This window comes from Pseudomonas serboccidentalis, assembly GCF_028830055.1.
Lineage (GTDB): Bacteria > Pseudomonadota > Gammaproteobacteria > Pseudomonadales > Pseudomonadaceae > Aquipseudomonas > Aquipseudomonas serboccidentalis.
Map to the genome: position 1 here is coordinate 217452 of NZ_CP101655.1, position 23060 is coordinate 240511.

A 23060-nucleotide genomic window follows, 5' to 3' on the forward strand; every position below is an offset into this window, starting at 1 on the left:
CCTATGAGCGAGTTGTTGTCCTCAGTCAGTGATCACCTGTTGGCGCCTGGCGGCGTGACCATCGAGAGCCTGCAAGGCGTGCTCGGTGACCTGGCAGGCCCGGGCATCGATGCGGCCGACCTGTATTTTCAGGGCCAGATCTCCGAGTCGTGGTCGCTGGAAGACGGTATCGTCAAGGAAGGCAGCTTCAACCTCGACCAGGGTGTCGGGGTGCGTGCGCAGTCCGGTGAGAAAACCGGTTTTGCCTACAGCAACGCGATCACCCTCGAAGCCCTCGGCGCTGCGGCCCGTGCTGCGCGTTCGATCTCCCGTGCCGGGCAGAACGGCACGGTGCAGGCATTCACCACTCAGGATGTCGCGCAGTTGTATGCGCCGGACAACCCCCTGGAAGTGCTGAGCCGCGCCGAGAAAGTCGAGTTGCTCAAGCGCATCGATGTCGCCACGCGCGCCCTCGATCCACGGATTCAGCAGGTCAGCGTGAGTATGGCCGGGGTCTGGGAGCGTATTCTGGTGGCGTCCACCGACGGTGGTCTGGCCGCCGATGTGCGTCCGCTGGTGCGTTTCAATGTCAGTGTGATCGTCGAGCAGAATGGTCGTCGCGAGCGCGGCGGGCATGGCGGTGGCGGGCGGACCGACTACCGTTATTTCCTCGCTGAAGACCGCGCCATGTCGTATGCCCGTGAAGCGCTGCGTCAGGCCCTGGTGAACCTGGAAGCGATTCCGGCACCGGCCGGTACCTTGCCGGTGGTATTGGGTTCGGGCTGGTCCGGCGTGCTGCTGCACGAAGCGGTCGGCCACGGTCTGGAAGGTGACTTCAACCGCAAGGGCAGCTCCGCCTACAGCGGGCGCATGGGCGAAATGGTTGCTTCCAAGCTGTGCACCATCGTCGATGACGGCACCCTGAGTGGTCGTCGCGGCTCGCTCAGCGTCGACGACGAAGGCACCCCGACCGAGTGCACCACGCTGATCGAAAACGGCGTGCTCAAGGGTTACATGCAGGACAAGCTCAACGCGCGCCTGATGGGCGTGGCCCGTACCGGCAACGGTCGTCGCGAGTCCTACGCGCATCTACCGATGCCGCGCATGACCAACACCTACATGCTCGGCGGCGAAAGTGATCCGGCGGAAATCATTGCTTCGGTGAAGAAAGGTATCTACTGCGCCAACCTTGGCGGCGGTCAGGTCGACATCACCAGCGGCAAGTTCGTGTTCTCCACCAGCGAGGCGTACCTGATCGAAGACGGCAAGATCACCGCGCCGGTCAAGGGCGCGACGTTGATCGGCAACGGCCCCGAGGCGATGAGCCGGGTGTCGATGGTCGGTAACGATCTGGCGCTGGACAGCGGTGTGGGCACGTGTGGCAAGGACGGGCAGTCGGTGCCGGTGGGTGTCGGTCAGCCGACGCTGAAGATCGATGCGATTACCGTGGGTGGCACGGGCGCATAAATAAACTGGCTGTAGGAGCTGCCGCAGGCTGCGATCTTTGCTTTTAAAAGATCAAAAGATCGCAGTTGCGGCAGCTCCTGCAGGGGCGAGATATCAACGCAGACCGCGTTGCGTATCGTCCAGCTCACGGATGTACTTGAAGATCTTGCGGCTGGAAGCAGGAGGTTTGTTGTGTGCAACCTCGTGCTGAGCCTGACGGATCAGGGAACGCAACTGCTGGCGATCGGCGTCCGGGTACTCGACGACGAATTTCTCCAGCACGGCATCGTCACCGGCGATCAGGCGGTCGCGCCAGCGTTCGAGATTATGGAAACGCTCGTTGTACTGACGGGTGGAGGCATCGAGTTGATCGAGCAGGACCAGAATCGCGTCAGTGTCCTGATCGCGCATCAGTTTGCCGATGAACTGCAGGTGCCGTTTACGCGCGATGTTCGCGGTGTGCTTGGGCGCATCGGCCAGAGCCCGGCGCAAAGCGTCGGTCAATGGCAGTTTTGCCTGCAAGTCGGGCTTGAGTGTTGTAAGGCGCTCGCCAAGGTCAACCAGAGCATGCAGCTCGCGTTTGACCTGAGATTTGCTTTTTTCTCCCGTATCGAGGGAGTCGTCGTAAGAATCAACCATGGTGGCAGTCCGCAAAGAAACGCCGCCATGATAACCAGTCGGGGGCCGCTTGTCCGGCCCGGTCGCTCGATGACCCCAGCCGAAAGCAGAATTTGAGTGGAGATGAGCATGAGTGCAGTTCAAAGCGTCGGCCCGCAGGCATTGCCGGCACTGCAGGAACAGGTCGAGCAGATCATCGCCGAAGCCAAGCGTCAGGGCGCCAGTGCCTGCGAAGTCGCGGTATCGCTGGAGCAGGGTTTGTCGACGTCGGTGCGCCAGCGTGAGGTCGAGACGGTCGAGTTCAACCGCGACCAGGGCTTTGGCATCACCCTGTACGTCGGCCAGCGCAAAGGCTCGGCCAGCACGTCCGCCACCGGGCCTGATGCGATTCGCGAAACGGTTGCCGCCGCACTGGCGATCGCCAAACACACCTCTGAAGACGAAGCCTCGGGCTTGGCCGATGCGGCGCTGATGGCCAAGGATCAACAGGATTTCGACCTGTTCCACGAATGGGACATCACCCCGGAGCAGGCCATCGAGAAGGCTTTGCTCTGTGAAGCGGCCGCGTTCGACGCCGATGCGCGGATCAAGAACGCCGACGGCACCACCCTCAGCACCCATCAGGGCTGCCGGGTGTACGGCAACAGTCACGGTTTCATCGGCGGTTACGCGTCGACCCGGCACAGCCTCAGTTGCGTGATGATCGCCGAGGCCGACGGCCAGATGCAGCGCGATTACTGGTATGACGTCAATCGCCAGGGCAGCCTGCTGGCCGATCCTGCGAGCATTGGCCAGCGTGCCGCGCAGCGGGCAGCGAGCCGTCTGGGTGCGCGTCCGGTGCCGACTTGCGAAGTGCCGGTGCTGTTTTCCGCCGAGTTGGCGGGCGGGTTGTTCGGCAGCTTTCTGTCGGCGGTGTCTGGCGGCAGTCTGTATCGCAAATCGTCGTTCCTGGAAGGCACGCTGGGGCAGAAGCTGTTTCCGGAATGGCTGACCATCGACGAGCGTCCGCACCTGATGCGCGCCATGGGCAGTGCGTCGTACGACGGTGATGGTCTGGCCACCTACGCCAAACCGTTCGTCGAGAAAGGCGAGTTGGTGTCGTACATCCTCGGCACGTACTCCGGGCGCAAACTCGGCATGCCGAGCACCGCCAACGCGGGTGGCGTGCACAACCTGTTCGTGACCCACGGCGATGAAGACCAGGCGGCACTGCTGCGGCGGATGGGGCGTGGCCTGTTGGTCACCGAATTGATGGGCCACGGTCTGAACATGGTCACCGGCGACTATTCGCGTGGTGCGGCGGGTTTCTGGGTCGAGAACGGCGAAATCCAGTTCGCGGTGCAGGAAGTGACCATCGCCGGCAACATGCGCGACATGTTCAAGCAGATCGTCGCAGTCGGTAACGATCTGGAGCTGCGCAGCAACATTCGTACAGGCTCGGTGTTGATCGAGCGGATGACGGTGGCGGGCAGCTAAGCCCCCAGTCCGTCACGCCAAAAGGCGCGCCATCCAGTCGGATGGCGCGCCTTTTTTATGTCCGCCCTGTAGGGGCTGCCGCAGGCTGCGATTGATTTTGCTTTTAAAGACAAGATCAAAAGATCGCAGCCTGCGGCAGCTCCTACAAAAGCACTCTTGTTTTGGTTCTCATTATCATCTAATAATAAATCTCATCTCCGCACGAGTCCCGGATCATGAGTTCTGCCTTGCACGAGCAGCCGTACCTCGAAAGCTGGCGCTGGATGAGTCGCCAGATCCGCTGCGCGATGGATCCTGACGAACCGCGCCTGATCGAACATTACCTGGCTGAAGGCCGTTATCTGGCCTGCTGCACGGCCACATCCCCCTGGACCATCGCTGAAACCTCCTTCTGTCTGCTGTTCGACACGGCCAGCGACATCGCCTTGCCGTGGCACTGGCGCAGCCTGTGTCTCGATCAAGCCTGGCGCCCGTTGCGTGACATGGAGCGCCTGTCGCTGTGCAACTGCCGGCTCCAGCGTTGGCAGCGCTACACCTGGCAACTGGCGACCTGCGAGTTGCTTCCCTCGATTCCTCTTATTGAATTAGTCCAAGGATTTACCGATGAGTAGTATCTACCATCAGACACGTATTGAGCGCGACAGCATGGGCGAACTGCAGGTGCCGATGGACGCTCTCTATGGCGCGCAGACCCAGCGTGCAGTGGATAACTTCCCGATCAGCGGCAAGCCGATGCCGACCCAATTCATTCGCGCGCTGATCCTCGCCAAAGCGGCCGCCGCACGGGCCAACGTCGAACTCAATCAGCTCAGTGCGGCGCAAGGCAAAGCCATCTGCGATGCCGCACAAAGTCTGCTCGAAGGCGACTTCATGCAGCATTTTCCGGTGGATATCTTCCAGACCGGCTCCGGCACCAGCTCGAACATGAACGCCAACGAAGTGATCGCGACCCTCGCCAGCCGTCTGCTCGACGAGCCGGTCAATCCGAACGATCACGTCAACTGCGGCCAGAGCAGCAACGACATCATCCCGACCACCATCCACGTCAGCGCCGCCCTGGCGTTGCACGAACAACTGCTGCCGGCGCTGTTGCACCTGGTGCAGGTGATCGAACAGAAAGCCGAGCAAGTGCACCACCACGTCAAAACCGGCCGCACGCACTTGATGGACGCGATGCCGGTGCGCATGAGCCAGGTGCTCAATGGCTGGGCGCAGCAGCTCAAGGCCAACATCGCTCACCTGCAGGATTTGCTGCCGAGCCTGCAATCGCTGGCGCAGGGCGGTACGGCGGTGGGGACCGGGATCAATGCGCACCCGGAATTCGCTGCACGTTTCAGTCGCCAACTGAGTCAGTTGACGAATGTGCAATTCACTCCGGGCAAGGACCTGTTTGCGCTGATCGGCTCGCAGGACACCGCCGTTGCTGTCTCCGGCCAGCTCAAAGCCACGGCCGTGTCGCTGATGAAAATCGCCAACGACCTGCGCTGGATGAACTCCGGCCCGCTCGCCGGTCTGGGTGAAATCGAACTCGAGGGCCTGCAACCGGGCTCGTCGATCATGCCGGGCAAGGTCAACCCGGTGATCCCGGAAGCCACCGCAATGGTAGCCGCCCAAGTGATCGGCAACGACTCGGTGATCACCATCGCCGGCCAGTCGGGCAACTTCGAGCTGAACGTGATGCTGCCGATCATCGCCCAGAACCTGCTGAGCAGCATCGAATTGCTGGCCAATGCCAGCCGTCTGCTCGGCGACAAGGCCATTGCCAGCTTCAAGGTCAACGAGTCGCGGATCAAGGAAGCGCTGGCGCGCAACCCGATTCTGGTCACCGCGCTCAATCCGATCATCGGCTACCAGAAAGCCGCCGACATCGCCAAGCAGGCCTACAAGCAAGGTCGTCCGGTGATCGACGTTGCACTGGAGCACACCGACCTGTCACGCAGCCAGCTGGAAGAGTTGCTCAATCCCGAGAAACTCACCGCCGGCGGCGTGTAACCCCCGCAACCGCTTTGGAGGTTCACCATGGAGCACTGGAAACGCACGATCGAACGGGCCAATCGCTGCTTCATGCTCGGCGAGCTGATCGATGCCCGCGAGGCTTACCTGCAAGCCCTGGCCCTGGCGCAAGTGCTGTTCGAACGCTGGGCCGATGCCGACGAAGCGGTGGCGGCCTGCGTCATCTCCCACCACAACCTGGCGGATCTGCATTTGCGTCTGAACCAGCCGGAGGAGAGCGCCGAGTACCTCTGCGCGATTCATCAGCGGCTGCTGCAGACCATGCAGGATGAGCGCCTGCGCCCGGCCCTGCGGGAAGCGGCGTTGCGCCAGAGCAGCAAGACCTATGTCGAGCTGCTGAATTTCATCAGCGAGCACGGCGAATATCCGCGCACCCAGCGCCTGCTGCACCCGGATACCGGCAATGCGCGCCGCGCGCCAGCCTCACATCACCATGGAGTCCACTGAAATGGCTTTTACCTTGCCTGCCTTGCCGTACGCCTATGACGCCCTGGAACCGCATATCGATGCGCAAACCATGGAAATCCATTACACCAAGCACCACCAGACCTACATCAATAACCTCAACGCGGCAGTCGAAGGCACCGAGTTTGCCGAGTGGCCGGTCGAGAAATTGGTCGCCAGCGTTCAGCAACTGCCGGAAAAACTCCGCGCGGCAGTGATCAACCAAGGCGGCGGACACGCCAACCATTCGCTGTTCTGGGAAGTCATGGTGCCCAACGGCGGCGGCAAGCCAGGCGGTGTGCTGGCCGAGGCGATTGATGAACAACTGGGCGGGCTCGACAGTTTCAAGGAAGCGTTCACCAAAGCCGCGCTGACCCGTTTCGGCAGCGGTTGGGCCTGGCTGAGCGTGACACCCGGCAAGCAGTTGGTGGTGGAGAGCAGCGGCAACCAGGACAGCCCGCTGATGAACGGCAATACGCCGATTCTCGGTCTGGACGTCTGGGAGCACGCCTACTACCTGCGTTATCAGAACCGTCGCCCGGAATACATCAGCGCGTTCTACAACGTGATCAACTGGCCTGAAGTCGCCGCGCGCTATCAGGCCGCACTGGTTTAAGTCATCTATAAAAACAATCCAAGGCTGACTATGGGCACTGAAACACTGGCGATCGGCGGTGGGCGTATGTTTCGTTACGCGGTGGGATCGCTGTTGCTGCTGGCGGGCATGACCCTGTTGGTCGCGCACGGACTGGAATGGCTGGACCTGCCGCCGAAGCTGTCGCGGGCCTTGCAAGGTGGCGCGATCTGCGCCCTCGGTACGGCGCTCGGGGCGGTGCCGGTGCTGGTGATTCGGCGCATGCCGCAAATGCTCAGCGATACCCTGCTGGGGTTCGGTGCCGGGGTGATGCTGGCCGCGACGGCGTTCTCGCTGATCGTGCCCGGCATCGCTGCCGCCGAAAGTCTGGGCCTGACTCCCTGGGCCGCCAGCAGTCTGATCTGTTTCGGCATCATGCTCGGTGCGTTCGGCTTGTACCTGGTGGATCTGCGGCTGTCCGGCGCCTCACCGGAAATGCTCGTTGGCACTCTTGAGCACCCGGTTATTGCGCCACGGATCTGGCTGTTCGTCTTCGCGATCATTGCCCACAACATTCCCGAAGGCATGGCGGTCGGCGTGTCGGCCGGCGGCGGCATGCCCGACGCGGACAGTCTGGCGATGGGCATTGCCTTGCAGGACGTGCCGGAGGGGCTGGTGATTGCACTGGTGCTGGCCGGGGCGGGGATGTCGCGGGTCAAGGCATTCTTGATCGGTGCGGCGTCAGGTCTGGTGGAACCGGTGTTCGCGCTGCTGTGTGCGTGGCTGGTCAGTCTGGCAGAGTTGTTATTGCCGTTGGGACTGGCGCTGGCGGCGGGGGCTATGCTGCTGGTGGTGACACATGAGGTGATCCCCGAGTCGCGACGTAATGGTCATGACAAGCTGGCCAGTCTTGGCTTGCTGATCGGGTTCTGTCTGATGATGGTGATGGATACAGCATTGGGTTGAAGCAGATCAAAAGATCGTCCGAACGCGGGCCGAACCTTCGGCAGCTCCTACAGGGAACGCATTCCAATGTAGGAGCTGCCGAAGGCTGCGATCTTTTGATGTTGACCTGTCAACCGCCTTCATCAAAATAGTTGTTGATCAACGCCACCAGCGCGTTCAGCGCTTCCTGTTCTTGATGGCCTTCGGTACTCAGATAGATCTTCGTGCCCTTGCCGGCGGCGAGCATCATCATCGCCATGATGCTTTTGCCATCGACCGTGGTCTCCGGCGTGCGACCCACTCTGATCGTGCAATCCGGATACTGGCCCGCCACGCCAACGAACTTGGCCGACGCCCGGGCATGCAGACCCAGTTTATTGATGATTTCGATTTCCAGAGCAGGCATCGCGGTGTGAATCCTTTAAGTGAGGTCGCGGTGGCGAACCTGGACGTTCTTCAGGGTTTTCTGCAGGGCCTGACCCAGGCGTTCGGTCAGGTAAACGGAGCGGTGATGCCCGCCGGTGCAGCCAATGGCAATGGTGACATAGGCGCGGTTGCTCGCGGCGAAGCGCGGCAGCCATTTATTCAGATAGCCGAAGATATCCTGATACATCTCTTCGACTTCCGGTTGCGCCGCCAGATACTCGGCGACCGGTGCATCGAGACCTGATTGCGCGCGAAGTTCCGGCTTCCAGTACGGGTTGGGCAGGCAGCGTACGTCGAACACCAGGTCCGCATCCACCGGCATGCCACGCTTGAAGCCGAACGACTCGACCAGAAAGGCAGTGCCTGGCTCTGGCTGGTTCAGCAGGCGCAGCTTGATGGTGTCGCGCAACTGGTACAGGTTCAGATTGGTGGTGTTGACCTTGAGGTCGGCCAGGTCGGCGATCGGGCCGAGCAGGGCTGTCTCGTCCTGAATGGCTTCGGCCAGCGAGCGATTGGCGGTGCTCAAAGGATGGCGCCGACGGGTTTCCGAGAAGCGCTTGAGCAGGGTTTCCTCATCGGCATCCAGATAGACCACATCGCACTGGATGTGGCGGCTACGGACTTCTTCCAGCAGCTCGGGGAAGCGCGACAGGTGACTTGGCAGGTTGCGGGCATCGATCGAGACGGCCACCAGCGGCTGGGCCAGCTCGGTGTGAATCAGGGCGCGTTCGGCCAGTTCCGGCAGCAGGCCGGCCGGCAGATTGTCAATGCAGTAGTAACCGTTGTCCTCAAGGACATTCAATGCGGTGCTTTTACCCGACCCAGAGCGGCCGCTGACGATGATCAAACGCATGATTAGTGACCGTTTTGCTCGCTCAGGACGACCTGATACAAGGCTTCGTTGCTCGGTGCGCTGCGCAGTTTTTCGCGCACGTCCTTGCGATCGAGCATGCTGGCGATCTGGCGCAGTAATTCGAGGTGGGCATCGGTAGCCGCTTCCGGGACCAGCAGGACAAACAGCAGGTCAACCGGTGCGCCGTCGATGGCATCGAAATCGATGGGGGCATCAAGGTGCATCAACGCGCTGATAGGCGCTTCGCAGCCTTTGAGGCGACAGTGGGGAATGGCGATGCCGTTGCCGAAACCGGTGGAGCCGAGTTTCTCACGGGCGATCAGCGCATCGAAGACATCCTGCATGGCCAGATCCGGCACTTCTTTATGGATGAGGTTGGCAATCTGTTCGAGGGCTTTCTTTTTACTGCCGCCCGGCACGTTCACCAGGGAACGGCCGGGGGTCAGGATACTTTCAAGTCGGATCATGGGTTGGGGGTGTTAACGACCGGTTGCGCCCTGGAGGAGGCTCTGGGTCTTTTCCTTATGCTTTTTGAGTTGGCGATCCAGCTTGTCGGTCAATGAGTCGATCGCAGCATACATGTCGGTATCTTCTGCGTTGGCGACCACTTCGCTGCCGGGAATATGCAAGGTGGCTTCGATTTTCTGCTTCAGCTTTTCGACGCACATCGTGACTTGCACGTTGGTGATCTTGTCGAAATGGCGCTCCAATCGTTCGAGTTTCTCGTTGATGTAGGTGCGCAGAGGTTCGGTCACTTCCAGTTGGTGTCCACTGATGTTGACTTGCATACAGCTTCTCCTTCGTTGCCAGTGCATAAAGCGGCAGGCCGGATAGCCTGCCACTGGAACGCTGTAACGTGGCTTACATCAACCGCTTGCGTTCGCTCGAAGGCGCGATCCCGAGGGATTCGCGGTACTTGGCGACGGTGCGGCGAGCCACCTGAATGCCTTGTGCCTCCAGTAAACCAGCGATCTTGCTGTCACTCAACGGCTTTTTCTGATTTTCCGCTGCAACCAGTTTTTTGATGATCGCGCGGATCGCCGTGGACGAGCATTCGCCGCCTTCGGAGGTGCTGACGTGGCTGGAGAAAAAGTATTTCAGTTCATAAATACCGCGTGGGGTATGCATGAATTTCTGGGTCGTGACCCGGGAAATCGTCGATTCATGCATGCCGACCGCTTCGGCGATGTCGTGCAGGACCAACGGTTTCATCGCTTCGTCACCGTACTCCAGGAAGCCGCGTTGGTGCTCGACGATCTGTGTGGCGACTTTCATCAGGGTTTCATTGCGGCTTTGCAGGCTCTTGATGAACCAGCGCGCCTCCTGCAACTGATTGCGCATGAAGGTGTTGTCGGCGCTGGTGTCGGCACGACGCACGAACCCGGCGTACTGGGCGTTGACCCGCAGGCGGGGCACCGATTCCTGGTTCAGCTCGACCAGCCAGCGTTCGTTGTCCTTGCGCACGATGACGTCGGGCACCACGTACTCGGCTTCGCTCGATTCGATCTGCGAACCCGGGCGCGGATTGAGGCTCTGCACCAGTTCGATGACCTGGCGCAGTTCATCTTCCTTGAGCTTCATGCGCCGCATCAGTTGGCTGTAGTCGCGGCTGCCAAGCAGATCGATGTAATCGCTGACCAGACGCTTGGCTTCGTTCAGCCACGGGGTCTTGGCCGGCAGCTGACGCAATTGCAGCAGCAGGCACTCACCGAGGTTGCGCGCGCCGATACCGGCCGGTTCGAACTGCTGGATGCGGTGAAGGACGGCTTCGATCTCGTCCAGCTCGATATCGAGCTCCGGATCAAAGGCGTCGAGAATTTCTTCGAGGGTTTCGTCGAGGTAGCCCTGATTGTTGATGCAGTCGATCAGGGTCACGGCGATCAGGCGATCGGTGTCGGACATCGGCGCCAGGTTCAATTGCCACAACAGATGGCTTTGCAGGCTTTCCCCGGCAGAGGTGCGGGTGGTGAAATCCCACTCGTCGTCATCGCTGCTGGGCAGGCTGCTCGCGCTGGTCTGGTAAACGTCTTCCCAGGCGGTATCGACGGGCAATTCGTTAGGGATGCGCTCGTTCCATTCGCCGTCCTCCAGGTTGTCCACCGTCGGGGCGGTTTCCTGATAGGAGGGTTCCTGAATCTCGGTGTTGGTTTTTTGTTCGGCGTTGTCGGCCAAAGGATCGGAGTTGTCGAAGTCGTCGCCTTCTTCCTGGCGTTCGAGCATCGGGTTGGATTCCAGGGCCTCCTGGATTTCCTGTTGCAGGTCCAGGGTGGACAATTGGAGCAGGCGGATGGCCTGTTGCAGCTGCGGTGTCATCGTCAGCTGCTGGCCCATTCTCAAGACTAGCGATGGTTTCATGGCAGGGGCTAAACACCTTATTCGCCGGCGCGCATGCGCCATCCACTACAGGGCGCCGGAGCGCCAAACTTAAGCAAATTATATGCCTGAAACTGTCGTGTTTGCCTAGAGCGCTGTAACAATAAAAGCGTATAAAACTTTGTTGACGCATCGCATCGAAGCGCGGTGAACATCTTTGAAGCGTCGTATCTGCCCAGAGCGCTGTAACAATAAAAGCGTATAAAAAATCAGCTTCAACGTTACAGCGCCCGGACGGCTGGCCGAATGCGCTCGCGCTTTAGAGGCGGAACTCGTGGCCCAGGTACACTTCCTTGACCAGGTCGTTGGCCAGGATGGTCTCGGCGTCGCCTTCGGCGATCAGTTGACCGTCGTTGACGATGTACGCGGTTTCGCAGATATCCAGGGTCTCGCGGACGTTGTGGTCGGTGATTAGTACGCCGATGCCCTTGGCCTTGAGGTGGTGGATGATCTGCTTGATGTCGCCGACGGAGATCGGGTCGACACCGGCGAACGGTTCGTCGAGCAGGATGAACTTCGGTGCGGTAGCCAGGGCGCGGGCGATTTCCACGCGGCGGCGTTCACCACCGGACAGGCTCATGCCCAGGTTGTCGCGGATGTGGCTGATGTGGAATTCCTGCAGCAGGCTTTCCAGCTCTTTGCGGCGACCGGCCTTGTCGAGTTCCGTGCGGGTCTCGAGGATGGCCATGATGTTGTCGGCCACCGACAGTTTGCGGAAGATCGACGCTTCTTGCGGCAGATAGCCGATACCGGCCTTGGCGCGGCCGTGCATCGGCTGGTGGCTGACGTCCAGATCATCGATCAGCACGCGGCCCTGATCGGCCTGCACCAGGCCGACGATCATGTAGAAGCAGGTGGTCTTGCCGGCACCGTTCGGGCCGAGCAGGCCGACGATCTGGCCGCTGTCGATCGACAGGCTGACGTCACGCACGACCTGGCGGCTTTTATAGGCCTTGGCCAGGTGCTGGGCTTTCAGAGTCGCCATTACTGGGCCTTCTCGTCGGTTTTCTTCTTCGGCTGGATCACCATGTCGATGCGTGGACGCGCCTCGGTGACCTTGTTGCCGGTAGCGCGGCCTGCGCTGGCCAGTTTTCTCACCGTGTCATAGACGATTTTCTCGCCCTGAGTGGTGTTGTTGTCCTTGTCGACAACCTTGGCCTTGTCGATCAGTACGACGCGGTTTTGCGCGGCGTGGTACTGGATCGTCACGCCCCAGCCCTGTACAGGCTTGGTGTCGCCCTGGGTTTGCAGCTGCTCGAAGTAGGCAAGATTGCCCACCGACGTCACGACGTCGATGTCACCGGTCGGGGTGCGGGTGATGGTTACCGTGTTGCCTTTAACGATCATCGAACCCTGAGTGATGATCACATCGCCCTTATAGGTGGCAATGCCGTTCTTGTCGTCCAGTTGGGCGTCGTCGGCTTGAATGCGGATAGGTTGCTGCTGATCGTTCGGCAGAGCCCAGGCGCTCACGCTTCCCAGTGCTGCGCCCAGACTGAGCAAAATAGGGAGGGTTTTAACGAGCCTCATACTGTCCTCTTACGTTCGATTGCAGGTGTATCCTGCTTTCCTTCAAATACGCCTTCATTCCCACGCCAGTCGATACACCGCCAGCGCCGTCAATTCTAACGGGTTGCTCGGTCTGCGCATATTGCTGCTGAGGGAACACCGTCATGCGTGTGCTGGTGATCAGGGTGTCGCGGTTCTTTTCATCGGTGCGCTTGATACGTACCGAGTCGATCAGTTCTACCTGAGTTCCGTCAGGGTTCACTTCGCCGCGCTCGCTGGTCACGTGCCACGGGAATTCGGTGCCGCGGAACATGTTCAGGTCAGGCTTGGTGACCAGGGTCACATCCGTCGCTTTCAGGTGCTCGGCCTTGTCGGAGGTCATTTCGTATTGCAGCTTGCCATCCGGAAGGTATTGCAGGGTATGCGTGTTGGTGGCGTACCAGTCGATGGCAGTGTCTTCGACCTTGACCGGAGGTTTGTCGAGGAAACGCTCAGGGCTGATGTTCCAGTAGCCGACCGCCGCAAACATGGCGGCGATACAGCCGAACAGCAGGAAGTTGCGAAATTTTTTGCTAAACATGATTTGGCTCACAGGTACGCGGCGTTGGCCGCATCGAGGCGGCCCTGGGCGCGCAGGATCAATTCGCAGAATTCGCGGGCGGCGCCTTCGCCGCCGCGAGCCCGAGTGACGCCATGGGCGTGCTCGCGCACGAAGTCGGCGGCATTGGCAACGGCCATGCCGAGGCCTACACGGCGGATCACCGGCAGGTCAGGCAAGTCGTCACCGAGATAGGCGACCTGTTCATAGCTTAGGCCCAGTTGCTGCAGAAGACCGTCCAGAACCACCAATTTGTCTTCGCGCCCCTGAAACAGGTGCGCGATCCCGAGGTTCTTCGCCCGGCGCTCGACCACTGGCGTCTTGCGACCGCTGATGATGGCGGTTTCGACGCCGGCGTTCATCAGCATCTTGATGCCTTGGCCGTCGAGGGTGTTGAACGTCTTGAATTCGCTGCCGTCTTCAAGGAAGTACAGGCGGCCGTCGGTGAGGACGCCGTCGACGTCGAAAACCGCCAGTTTGATCGCTTTGCCGCGCTGCAGCAGGTCGCTTGTCATTACATCACTCCTGCACGCAGCAGATCGGAGAGGTTGAAGGCGCCGATCGGGCGATCTTCTTCGTCCACGACAACCAGTGCGTTGATTCGGTGGTCTTCCATGATTTTCAGCGCTTCGGCGGCGAGCATCTCGGGGCGTGCGGTTTTGCCGTGCGCGGTCATGACCTGGTCGATGGTGGCGCTGCGGATGTCGATGCTGCGATCCAGCGTGCGACGCAAGTCGCCATCGGTGAAGATCCCGGCCAGTTTGCCGTCGGCTTCAAGAATCGCGGTCATGCCCAGGCCCTTGCGGGTCATTTCCATGAGCGCATCCTTGAGCAGGGTGCCGCGCTGTACTTGCGGCAGCTCCTGACCGGCGTGCATGACGTTTTCCACTTTCAGCAGCAGGCGTCGACCCAGTGCACCGCCCGGGTGGGAAAAGGCGAAATCTTCAGCGGTGAAACCCCGGGCTTCCAGCAGCGCTACCGCCAGGGCGTCGCCCATGACCAGCGCGGCGGTGGTCGAGGAGGTCGGTGCCAGGTTCAGCGGGCAGGCTTCATGCTCGACATGCACGTTGAGGTTGACTTCGGCGGCCTTGGCCAGCGGCGACTGAGGATTGCCGGTCAAGCTGATCAACTGGATGCCCAGGCGCTTGATCAATGGCAGCAGGGTGACGATTTCGTTGGTCGAGCCCGAGTTGGACAGGGCGAGGATCACATCGTCGCGGGTGATCATGCCCATGTCGCCATGGCTGGCTTCGGCCGGATGGACGAAAAACGCCGGGGTGCCGGTGCTGGCCAGGGTCGCAGCGATCTTGTTGCCGACGTGCCCGGACTTGCCCATGCCGACCACGACCACACGGCCTTTGCTGGCCAGAATCATCTCGCAAGCGCGTACGAAATCGGCGTCGATATGGGGCAACAAGCCTTGTACGGCTTCCACTTCGAGGCGGATGGTGCGTTGTGCCGATTGAATCAGGTCGCTGGATTGGCTCATGTCAGAAATCGTATAGCCCGATGAAAAGGCGGCGATTATAGCGGTTATGTTGAAAAGCCTCACGCAAGTTCGTCGTGCTTTGTCATTCCTCGTCACCAAAACCCTTAAAAAGTACCGTCGGGCCTGTCATATCGCTGAACTCGGACCAGCGTGGGCCTTGGGCGCTTGGGGTTTGCAGTGATATAGTTCGCCGCCAGTTCGGCCTGCCCGGGAGGTATGTGCTTTCCAAGGAAAGCCAGGCGTCCGAGTGAGAGGCTGCATCGCAAGGAGTTTAGATGAGTGCCGATAACGCCTACGCGGTCGAGCTGAAGGGAGTCTCCTTCAAGCGCGGTGCGCGCAGCATTTTCAATAACGTCGATATTCGCATCCCGCGCGGCAAGGTTACCGGCATCATGGGGCCTTCCGGGTGTGGCAAGACCACGCTGCTGCGTTTGATGGGGGCGCAATTGCGTCCTTCCAGCGGCGAAGTCTGGGTCAACGGTCAGAACCTGCCGACGCTGTCGCGCAGTGATCTGTTCGATGCGCGAAAGCACATGGGCGTGCTGTTTCAGAGTGGCGCGCTGTTCACCGATCTCGATGTCTTCGAGAACGTCGCTTTCCCTCTGCGTGTTCATACCCAATTGCCGGATGAGATGATCCGCGACATCGTCCTGCTCAAATTGCAGGCGGTCGGTCTACGCGGCGCGATCGAGCTGATGCCCGACGAGCTGTCGGGGGGCATGAAGCGTCGTGTCGCCCTGGCCCGTGCGATTGCTCTCGACCCGCAGATCCTCATGTATGACGAACCGTTCGTCGGTCAGGATCCGATCGCCATGGGCGTATTGGTCCGCCTGATCCGTTTGCTCAATGATGCGCTGGGTATCACCAGTATCGTGGTCTCTCACGACTTGGCCGAAACCGCGAGCATCGCTGACTACATCTATGTAGTGGGTGATGGTCAGGTGTTGGGGCAGGGCACGCCGGACGAGTTGATGAATTCGGATGAGCCGCGTATCCGCCAGTTCATGACCGGCAACCCCGATGGCCCGGTGCCGTACCATTTTCCAGCGACGGATTACCGCGCAGATCTTCTGGGGAAGCGCTGATGCGCAGAATTTCATTGATAGAACGCGTGCGCCGCTTCGGCGAGTCCGCGATCGACTCCATCGCGGTTTTCGGTCGTGCGACGTTGTTCCTGTTTCACACCTTGCTCGGACGCGGCGGTATCGGTGGCGGGTTTGGCCTGTTGGTCAAGCAGTTGCATTCGGTTGGCGTGATGTCATTGGTGATCATCGTCGTGTCCGGGATTTTCATCGGCATGGTGCTGGCGCTGCAGGGTTTCAATATTCTGTCGAGCTATGGCTCCGAACAGGCAGTGGGGCAGATGGTCGCCCTGACGTTGCTGCGTGAACTCGGGCCGGTAGTGACAGCGCTGCTGTTTGCCGGGCGTGCCGGTTCCGCGCTGACCGCCGAAATCGGCAACATGAAGTCCACCGAACAGCTTTCCAGCCTGGAAATGATCGGTGTCGACCCGCTCAAATACATTATTGCCCCGCGTCTGTGGGCCGGTTTCATTTCCCTGCCAGTGCTGGCGATGATTTTCAGCGTGGTCGGTATCTGGGGCGGTTCGTGGGTGGCTGTCGACTGGCTTGGAGTGTATGAAGGCTCCTACTGGGCGAACATGCAAAACAGCGTGAACTTCACCAGCGATGTGCTCAACGGCGTCATCAAAAGTATCGTTTTCGCTTTCGTCGTGACCTGGATCGCCGTATTTCAAGGCTATGACTGTGAGCCCACTTCCGAGGGCATCAGTCGCGCCACCACCAAGACCGTGGTATTCGCCTCGCTGGCGGTACTGGGTCTGGACTTTATTCTGACCGCTTTGATGTTTGGAGATTTCTGATGCAAAACCGCACCCTGGAAATCGGTGTCGGCCTGTTCCTGCTGGCAGGGATCCTGGCTTTGTTGCTGCTTGCTCTGCGGGTCAGTGGCCTGTCTCCGACTTCGACTACCGACACGTATAAACTTTATGCCTACTTCGACAATATCGCCGGTTTGACGGTCAGAGCCAAAGTGACCATGGCCGGTGTGACCATCGGCAAGGTCACGGCCATCGATCTGGATCGCGACAGCTTCACCGGTCGGGTAACCCTGCAAGTGGATAAAAAGGTCGACAATCTGCCGACCGACTCCACTGCGTCTATCCTGACCGCTGGCCTGTTGGGCGAGAAGTACATCGGTATCAGTGTGGGCGGCGAAGATACCCGCCTGAAGGATGGGGGAACCATCCACGACACCCAATCGTCTCTGGTACTGGAAGACCTGATCGGTAAATTCCTGCTCAATACCGTTAGCAAAGACGCCAAATGAGGAGCTTTTGAATGATCTCTACCTTGCGACGTGGCCTGTTGGTGTTGCTCGCGGCACTGCCGTTGCTGGCCAACGCTGCGCCCGGACAGTCGGCGCACGATCTGATTCAGGACACCACGAACCGGATGCTGGCCGACTTGTCGGCCAACAAAGAGAAGTACAAACAGGATCCACAGGATTTCTACACGGCGTTGAATACCATCGTCGGTCCGGTGGTGGACGCTGAAGGCATTTCCAAAAGCATCATGACGGTCAAGTATTCGCGCAAGGCCACGCCTGCGCAGATGCAGCGCTTTCAGGAAAACTTCAAGAAAGGCCTGTTCCAGTTCTACGGCAACGCCTTGCTCGAGTACAACAACCAGGGCATCACGGTTGATCCTGCCAAGGACGAGTCGGGCGACCGCACCAGCGTCAACATGACCGTCAAGGGCAGCAACGGCGCGATCTATCCGGTGCAGTACACGCTCGAGAAGATCAGTGGCGAGTGGAAACTGCGTAACGTGATCATCAACGGCATCAACATCGGCAAGCTGTTCCGTGACCAGTTCGCCGACGCGATGCAGCGCAACGGCAACGATCTGGACAAGACCATCAACAATTGGGCGGGTGAGGTGGCCAAGGCCAAGGAATCCACCGAACAGAAGCCAGCGCAATGAATGAGGCGGCAGTTCGTATGAGTGATGTCGACGAGCTATTGCTCAGCGGAGTGCTGGACTATCGCACCGGTCCCGATCTGCGCAAGGAAGGCCAGGCGCTGATCAAGTCCAGCAAGGCGGCATCGCTGGTGATCGATTGCTCGGCAGTTAAGAAGTCCAGCAGCGTCGGCTTGTCCTTGCTGCTGTGCTTCATGCGCGATGCCCAGGCGGCCGGCAAGGCTGTCAGCATCCGCGCGATGCCGGAAGACATGCGCGAAATCGCTCAGGTCAGTGAACTGACCGAGTTGCTGGCGCACCCCTGAACCCGCATCGATAAAGAAGCCCCCCGTCAGAGTCCTGCCAATGCGGGGTTCGCAGGCGCGGGGCTTTTTTGTATGATGTCCGACCCGTGCGCACAGGGCGCCGATTGAGGTTGAGCATGCAGGCCAACGAAGTTAAGAGTTTCCTTGAAGAAAAGCTGTCCGAGACTCTTTCACAAGTGCAGGTAGAAGTTGAGGGCGAAGGCTGCAACTTTCAGCTGAACGTGATTAGCGATGAACTGGCGGCATTGAGCCCGGTCAAGCGTCAGCAGAGCATTTATGCCCATTTGAACCCGTGGATCGCCGATGGCAGCATCCATGCGGTCACTATGAAATTTTTCAGCCGCGCGGCCTGGGCCGAGCGCACCTGAGCCCTAGGGCGTCGAGATTCTTATGGATAAATTGATTATTACCGGTGGCGTTCGTCTTGATGGCGAAATCCGTATCTCCGGGGCGAAGAACTCCGCCCTGCCGATTCTGGCCGCTACTCTGCTGTGCGATGGCCCGGTGACCGTTGGCAACCTGCCGCACCTGCACGACATCACCACCATGATCGAGCTGTTTGGTCGCATGGGCATCGAGCCTGTGATCGACGAGAAACTCAGCGTCGAAATCGATCCGCGCACCATCAAGACCCTGATCGCACCGTACGAACTGGTGAAAACCATGCGCGCGTCGATCCTGGTGCTGGGCCCGATGGTTGCCCGCTTCGGTGAAGCCGAAGTCGCGCTGCCTGGCGGTTGCGCCATCGGTTCGCGTCCGGTCGACCTGCACATCCGTGGCCTCGAAGCCATGGGCGCGGTGATCGACGTCGAAGGCGGCTACATCAAGGCCAAGGCGCCTGAAGGTGGCCTGCGCGGTGCACACTTCTTCTTCGATACCGTCAGCGTGACCGGTACCGAGAACATCATGATGGCGGCTGCCCTGGCCAAAGGTCGCAGCGTGCTGCAAAACGCCGCGCGCGAACCTGAAGTCGTCGACTTGGCGAACTTCCTCAACGCCATGGGCGCCAAGGTCTCCGGCGCCGGCACCGACACCATCACCATCGATGGCGTCGAGCGCCTGGGTTCGTGTTTCTACAAGGTCATGCCTGACCGTATCGAAACCGGCACCTACCTGGTGGCCGCAGCGGTCACCGGTGGCCGTGTGAAGGTCAAGGACACCGATCCGACCATTCTCGAAGCGGTCCTGGAAAAGCTTCGCGAGTCCGGCGCAGAAATCACCTGCGGTGAAGACTGGATCGAGCTGAACATGCACGGCAAGCGTCCGAAAGCGGTCAACGTGCGCACCGCGCCGTACCCGGCGTTCCCGACCGACATGCAGGCCCAGTTCATCTCGCTCAACGCCATTGCCGAAGGCACCGGTGCGGTGATCGAGACGATCTTCGAAAACCGCTTCATGCACGTGTATGAACTGCACCGCATGGGCGCCAAGATCCAGGTCGAAGGCAACACGGCCATCGTTACAGGTACCGAAGTGCTGAAGGGCGCGCCAGTGATGGCGACCGACCTGCGCGCATCGGCCAGCCTGGTGATCTCGGCCCTGGTGGCCGAAGGCGATACCCTGATCGACCGCATCTACCACATAGACCGTGGTTACGAGTGCATCGAAGAAAAACTGCAGATGCTGGGCGCCAAGATCCGTCGCGTTCCGGGCTAGTCGCTGCATCTGGACACAGGGAAGTGTCCGTTGAATTCGTTTTGATCGGGGGTGGTAACGCCCTCGATGTGTGTCCGGCGCCGATTGCGACCGGGCATGAGTACCTTGATAAGGACTGACGTTTCCCATGTTGACCATCGCACTGTCCAAGGGCCGCATCCTTGACGACACCCTGCCGCTTCTCGCTGAAGCGGGCATTGTGCCGACCGAGAATCCGGACAAGAGCCGCAAGCTGATCATCCCCACCACTCAGGATGACGTACGTCTGTTGATCGTGCGTGCCACCGACGTGCCGACTTATGTCGAGCATGGCGCGGCCGACCTTGGCGTCGCCGGTAAAGACGTGTTGATGGAATACTCTGGCCAGGGCCTGTACGAACCGCTGGATCTGCAGATTGCCCAGTGCAAGCTGATGACCGCCGGCAAGATCGGCGCGGCCGAGCCCAAGGGCCGTCTGCGCGTGGCGACCAAATTCGTCAACGTCGCCAAGCGTTATTACGCCGAGCAGGGCCGTCAGGTCGACATCATCAAGCTCTATGGCTCGATGGAACTGGCGCCGCTGATCGGTCTGGCGGACAAGATCATCGACGTGGTCGACACTGGCAACACCCTGCGCGCCAACGGCCTGGAACCTCAGGAACTGATCGCCACGATCAGCTCGCGCCTGGTGGTCAACAAGGCTTCAATGAAGATGCAACACGCCCGAATCCAGGCGTTGATCGATACCCTGCGCAACGCAGTGGAATCGCGACACCGCGGCTGATTCACCTGCGCGACGCTGAGTCGCGCCCGTCTATCCGCCTCATAGCCAGAATCTCAGGTGCCCAAGCGGAAACGACTGCTAAGTTAGGGCGCCTGAGTTTTTGCCATTCCTATGAGGCTCTCGCTATGACCGCACCGACTGCAATTCGCCGACTCAACGCTGCTGACCCGGATTTCGCGCATCATCTGGATCATCTGCTGAGCTGGGAAAGTGTGTCTGACGACTCGGTCAATCAGCGAGTGCTGGACATCATCAAGGCTGTGCGCGAACGCGGTGACGCGGCGCTGGTCGAGTTCACCCAGAAATTCGACGGCCTCGAAGTGGCCTCGATGGCTGACCTGATCCTGCCGCGCGAGCGTCTGGAACTGGCCCTGACCCGCATCACTGTGGCGCAGCGCGAAGCGTTGGAAAAAGCTGCGGCCCGTGTGCGCAGCTACCACGAAAAACAGAAGCAGGATTCCTGGAGCTACACCGAGGCTGACGGCACCGTGCTCGGCCAGAAGGTCACGCCACTGGATCGCGCCGGCCTGTATGTGCCGGGCGGCAAGGCGTCGTACCCGTCGTCGGTGTTGATGAATGCGATTCCGGCCAAGGTCGCCGGCGTGACCGAAGTGGTCATGGTCGTACCAACCCCGCGCGGTGAAATCAATGAGCTGGTGTTGGCGGCGGCGTGCATCGCCGGTGTTGACCGGGTGTTCACCATCGGCGGTGCCCAAGCGGTTGCCGCGCTGGCTTACGGTACCGAAAGCGTGCCGCAAGTGGACAAGGTCGTCGGGCCGGGCAACATCTATGTAGCCACCGCCAAGCGCCACGTGTTCGGCCAAGTTGGCATCGACATGATTGCCGGCCCTTCGGAGATCCTCGTGGTGTGCGACGGCCAGACCGATCCGGACTGGATCGCCATGGACCTGTTCTCCCAGGCCGAACACGACGAAGACGCCCAGGCGATTCTGGTCAGTCCCGACGCCGAGTTCCTCGACAAGGTCGCCGCCAGCATCGACAAGCTACTGCCGACCATGGACCGCGCGACTATCATCGAAACCTCGATCAACGGTCGCGGCGCGCTGATTCACGTGCGCGACATGGCCCAGGCCATCGAAGTCGCCAACCGCATCGCGCCGGAACACCTGGAGCTGTCGGTGGCCGATCCACAGGCGTGGCTGCCACAGATCCGTCACGCTGGCGCGATTTTCATGGGCCGTCACACCTCCGAGGCACTGGGCGATTACTGCGCCGGCCCGAACCACGTGCTGCCGACGTCCGGCACCGCGCGCTTCTCCTCGCCGCTGGGCGTGTACGACTTCCAGAAACGTTCGTCGATCATCTTCTGCTCCGAAGCCGGTGCTTCCGAGCTGGGCAAGACCGCTTCGGTGCTGGCCCGTGGCGAATCCCTGAGCGCGCACGCACGCAGCGCCGAATACCGCATCAAAGACGCAGACTTTCTTCAAGGGCAAGGGGAATGAACATGAGTAAATTCTGGAGCCCGTTCGTCAAGGATCTGGTGCCTTATGTGCCGGGCGAACAGCCGAAGCTGACCAGACTGGTCAAACTCAACACCAACGAAAACCCGTACGGCCCGTCGCCCAAAGCGCTGGCGGCGATGCAGACCGAGCTTAACGATAACCTGCGCCTGTACCCGGACCCGAACGGCGATCTGCTGAAAACCGCGGTCGCCCGCTACTACGGCGTGCAGAGCAATCAAGTATTCCTCGGCAACGGTTCGGACGAAGTGCTGGCGCACATCTTCCACGGTCTGCTGCAACACGAGCGGCCGCTGCTGTTCCCGGATATCAGCTACAGCTTCTACCCGGTTTACTGCGGTTTGTACGGCATTCAATACGATGCAGTGCCGCTGGACGCGCAGTTCCAGATCAACCCGGCGGACTACGCCAAACCGAACGGCGGGATTATTTTCCCGAACCCGAACGCACCGACCGGTTGCCTGTTGGCGCTGGAAGCGGTTGAGCAAATCCTCCGGGCCAACCCGGATTCGGTGGTGGTGGTGGATGAGGCTTACATCGATTTCGGTGGCGAAACCGCGATCAGTCTGGTGGACCGTTACCCGAACCTGCTGGTCACGCAGACCCTGTCCAAGTCCCGTTCGCTGGCTGGCCTGCGGGTGGGGCTGGCAGTGGGGCACCCGGATCTGATCGAAGCGCTGGAGCGGATCAAGAATAGCTTCAACTCTTACCCGCTGGATCGCCTGGCGATTGTCGGCGCGGCGGCGGCGTTCGACGATCGCGAGTACTTCGACAAGACTTGCCGTCTGGTGATCGAGAGTCGTGAATGGGTGATCGCACAGTTGCAGGCCAAGGGCTTTGAAGTGTTGCCATCGGCGGCGAACTTCATTTTCGCCCGTCACCCGCAACATGATGCAGCGGGCCTGGCGGCGAAACTGCGTGAGCAAGGCGTGATCGTGCGTCACTTCAAGCAGGAGCGGATTGCCCAGTTCCTGCGGATTTCGATCGGTACGCCGGAGCAGAACCAGGCGCTGATCGATGGCCTCGGCGATCTCTGAATCACCGCTGCACCCTGTAGGAGTGAGCCTGCTCGCGATGCGTTTCAGCATTCAACATGTGATTTGAATGACA

Annotated in this window: 28 protein-coding genes; 17 read left to right on the forward strand and 11 right to left on the reverse strand. The window is 60.3% G+C overall.

Annotated features, from left to right (window positions below; translation table 11 throughout):
• The first annotated feature begins 3 nt into the window (after positions 1-3).
• A complete protein-coding gene (tldD, locus tag NN484_RS00845) occupies positions 4-1446 on the forward strand; it encodes a metalloprotease TldD (protein WP_215501825.1) in 1443 nt (480 codons plus the stop codon).
• A 93-nt stretch (positions 1447-1539) separates the two neighbouring features.
• Here the strand turns inward: tldD and yjgA are convergent, their stop codons facing one another.
• Complete coding sequence (yjgA, locus tag NN484_RS00850; RefSeq protein ID WP_007961589.1) at positions 1540-2064, reverse strand: ribosome biogenesis factor YjgA; 525 nt, start codon at positions 2062-2064, stop codon at positions 1540-1542.
• Between the two features lie 102 nt (positions 2065-2166).
• On the opposite strand from yjgA, the gene pmbA reads away from it, so the two are divergent.
• From pmbA to NN484_RS00880, 6 genes are all read left to right on the forward strand, one after another.
• Positions 2167-3519 carry a metalloprotease PmbA gene (pmbA, locus tag NN484_RS00855; protein WP_274658440.1) on the forward strand — a complete coding sequence of 451 codons (1353 nt, stop codon included), beginning with the start codon at positions 2167-2169 and terminating at the stop codon, positions 3517-3519.
• Between the two features lie 215 nt (positions 3520-3734).
• On the forward strand, positions 3735-4130 hold the full coding sequence (locus NN484_RS00860) for a FagA protein (RefSeq protein ID WP_215501823.1): 396 nt from the start codon (positions 3735-3737) through the stop codon (positions 4128-4130).
• Complete coding sequence (locus tag NN484_RS00865; protein WP_274658441.1) at positions 4123-5511, forward strand: class II fumarate hydratase; 1389 nt, start codon at positions 4123-4125, stop codon at positions 5509-5511. Before NN484_RS00860 ends, NN484_RS00865 begins: the two co-directional genes overlap by 8 nt.
• A gap of 27 nt (positions 5512-5538) precedes the next feature.
• A complete protein-coding gene (locus tag NN484_RS00870) occupies positions 5539-5979 on the forward strand; it encodes a hypothetical protein (protein WP_003221677.1) in 441 nt (146 codons plus the stop codon).
• 1 nt (position 5980) lies between these two features.
• Positions 5981-6592 (forward strand): superoxide dismutase, encoded by a 612-nt coding sequence (locus tag NN484_RS00875; RefSeq protein ID WP_215501821.1) that lies wholly within the window; start codon positions 5981-5983, stop codon positions 6590-6592.
• Between the two features lie 30 nt (positions 6593-6622).
• Positions 6623-7516, forward strand: a complete 894-nt coding sequence (locus tag NN484_RS00880) for a ZIP family metal transporter (protein ID WP_215501820.1) — start codon at positions 6623-6625, stop codon at positions 7514-7516.
• Positions 7517-7625: 109 nt separating this feature from the next.
• On the opposite strand, the gene NN484_RS00885 is transcribed toward NN484_RS00880, so the two are convergent.
• The 10 genes from NN484_RS00885 to NN484_RS00930 all read right to left on the reverse strand — a co-directional run bounded on the left by NN484_RS00885 (position 7626) and on the right by NN484_RS00930 (position 14743).
• Positions 7626-7901 carry an HPr family phosphocarrier protein gene (locus NN484_RS00885; RefSeq protein WP_127651151.1) on the reverse strand — a complete coding sequence of 92 codons (276 nt, stop codon included), beginning with the start codon at positions 7899-7901 and terminating at the stop codon, positions 7626-7628.
• A 15-nt stretch (positions 7902-7916) separates the two neighbouring features.
• The gene (gene rapZ / locus NN484_RS00890) at positions 7917-8774 is read right to left on the reverse strand and encodes an RNase adapter RapZ (RefSeq protein ID WP_127651150.1); all 858 of its coding nucleotides are present in this window, start codon (positions 8772-8774) and stop codon (positions 7917-7919) included.
• Positions 8775-8776: 2 nt separating this feature from the next.
• Positions 8777-9241, reverse strand: coding sequence for a PTS IIA-like nitrogen regulatory protein PtsN (gene ptsN / locus NN484_RS00895; protein ID WP_127651149.1), 465 nt, complete (start codon positions 9239-9241; stop codon positions 8777-8779).
• A 12-nt stretch (positions 9242-9253) separates the two neighbouring features.
• Entirely contained in the window at positions 9254-9562 is a 309-nt protein-coding gene (gene hpf, locus NN484_RS00900) for a ribosome hibernation-promoting factor, HPF/YfiA family (RefSeq protein ID WP_025109458.1), read from the reverse strand.
• 73 nt (positions 9563-9635) lie between these two features.
• A complete protein-coding gene (locus NN484_RS00905; RefSeq protein WP_274658442.1) occupies positions 9636-11129 on the reverse strand; it encodes an RNA polymerase factor sigma-54 in 1494 nt (497 codons plus the stop codon).
• Between the two features lie 277 nt (positions 11130-11406).
• Positions 11407-12132: an LPS export ABC transporter ATP-binding protein gene (lptB, locus tag NN484_RS00910; protein ID WP_127651147.1), complete on the reverse strand. Its 726-nt coding sequence runs from the start codon at positions 12130-12132 to the stop codon at positions 11407-11409.
• Entirely contained in the window at positions 12132-12677 is a 546-nt protein-coding gene (lptA, locus tag NN484_RS00915) for a lipopolysaccharide transport periplasmic protein LptA (RefSeq protein WP_127651146.1), read from the reverse strand. Before lptA ends, lptB begins: the two co-directional genes overlap by 1 nt.
• Complete coding sequence (gene lptC, locus NN484_RS00920; RefSeq protein ID WP_102356078.1) at positions 12664-13236, reverse strand: LPS export ABC transporter periplasmic protein LptC; 573 nt, start codon at positions 13234-13236, stop codon at positions 12664-12666. The genes lptA and lptC overlap by 14 nt, the downstream gene beginning before the upstream one ends.
• An 8-nt stretch (positions 13237-13244) precedes the next feature.
• Positions 13245-13769, reverse strand: a complete 525-nt coding sequence (locus NN484_RS00925; protein WP_127651144.1) for a KdsC family phosphatase — start codon at positions 13767-13769, stop codon at positions 13245-13247.
• Positions 13769-14743 (reverse strand): KpsF/GutQ family sugar-phosphate isomerase, encoded by a 975-nt coding sequence (locus tag NN484_RS00930; RefSeq protein WP_127651143.1) that lies wholly within the window; start codon positions 14741-14743, stop codon positions 13769-13771. The genes NN484_RS00925 and NN484_RS00930 overlap by 1 nt, the downstream gene beginning before the upstream one ends.
• A 275-nt stretch (positions 14744-15018) precedes the next feature.
• Here NN484_RS00930 and NN484_RS00935 point away from each other — a divergent pair, with 275 nt between their 5' ends.
• The 10 genes from NN484_RS00935 (at position 15019) to hisC (ending at position 22987) form a co-directional block, all read left to right on the forward strand.
• Positions 15019-15828: an ATP-binding cassette domain-containing protein gene (locus NN484_RS00935; RefSeq protein ID WP_003221703.1), complete on the forward strand. Its 810-nt coding sequence runs from the start codon at positions 15019-15021 to the stop codon at positions 15826-15828.
• A complete protein-coding gene (mlaE, locus tag NN484_RS00940) occupies positions 15828-16625 on the forward strand; it encodes a lipid asymmetry maintenance ABC transporter permease subunit MlaE (protein ID WP_127651142.1) in 798 nt (265 codons plus the stop codon). Before NN484_RS00935 ends, mlaE begins: the two co-directional genes overlap by 1 nt.
• Complete coding sequence (gene mlaD / locus NN484_RS00945; RefSeq protein WP_007967220.1) at positions 16625-17092, forward strand: outer membrane lipid asymmetry maintenance protein MlaD; 468 nt, start codon at positions 16625-16627, stop codon at positions 17090-17092. Before mlaE ends, mlaD begins: the two co-directional genes overlap by 1 nt.
• A gap of 11 nt (positions 17093-17103) precedes the next feature.
• The gene (locus tag NN484_RS00950; protein WP_127651141.1) at positions 17104-17748 is read left to right on the forward strand and encodes an MlaC/ttg2D family ABC transporter substrate-binding protein; all 645 of its coding nucleotides are present in this window, start codon (positions 17104-17106) and stop codon (positions 17746-17748) included.
• Positions 17745-18050, forward strand: a complete 306-nt coding sequence (locus tag NN484_RS00955; RefSeq protein ID WP_027610853.1) for an STAS domain-containing protein — start codon at positions 17745-17747, stop codon at positions 18048-18050. The genes NN484_RS00950 and NN484_RS00955 overlap by 4 nt, the downstream gene beginning before the upstream one ends.
• Positions 18051-18166: 116 nt before the next feature.
• Complete coding sequence (locus NN484_RS00960) at positions 18167-18418, forward strand: BolA family protein (RefSeq protein WP_127651140.1); 252 nt, start codon at positions 18167-18169, stop codon at positions 18416-18418.
• Between the two features lie 22 nt (positions 18419-18440).
• The gene (murA, locus tag NN484_RS00965; RefSeq protein ID WP_115986701.1) at positions 18441-19706 is read left to right on the forward strand and encodes a UDP-N-acetylglucosamine 1-carboxyvinyltransferase; all 1266 of its coding nucleotides are present in this window, start codon (positions 18441-18443) and stop codon (positions 19704-19706) included.
• A 127-nt stretch (positions 19707-19833) separates the two neighbouring features.
• Positions 19834-20469, forward strand: coding sequence for an ATP phosphoribosyltransferase (hisG, locus tag NN484_RS00970; RefSeq protein WP_016771668.1), 636 nt, complete (start codon positions 19834-19836; stop codon positions 20467-20469).
• Positions 20470-20594: 125 nt separating this feature from the next.
• Entirely contained in the window at positions 20595-21932 is a 1338-nt protein-coding gene (gene hisD, locus NN484_RS00975; protein WP_003221712.1) for a histidinol dehydrogenase, read from the forward strand.
• A gap of 2 nt (positions 21933-21934) precedes the next feature.
• The gene (gene hisC / locus NN484_RS00980; RefSeq protein WP_274658443.1) at positions 21935-22987 is read left to right on the forward strand and encodes a histidinol-phosphate transaminase; all 1053 of its coding nucleotides are present in this window, start codon (positions 21935-21937) and stop codon (positions 22985-22987) included.
• The last annotated feature ends 73 nt before the right edge of the window (positions 22988-23060 follow it).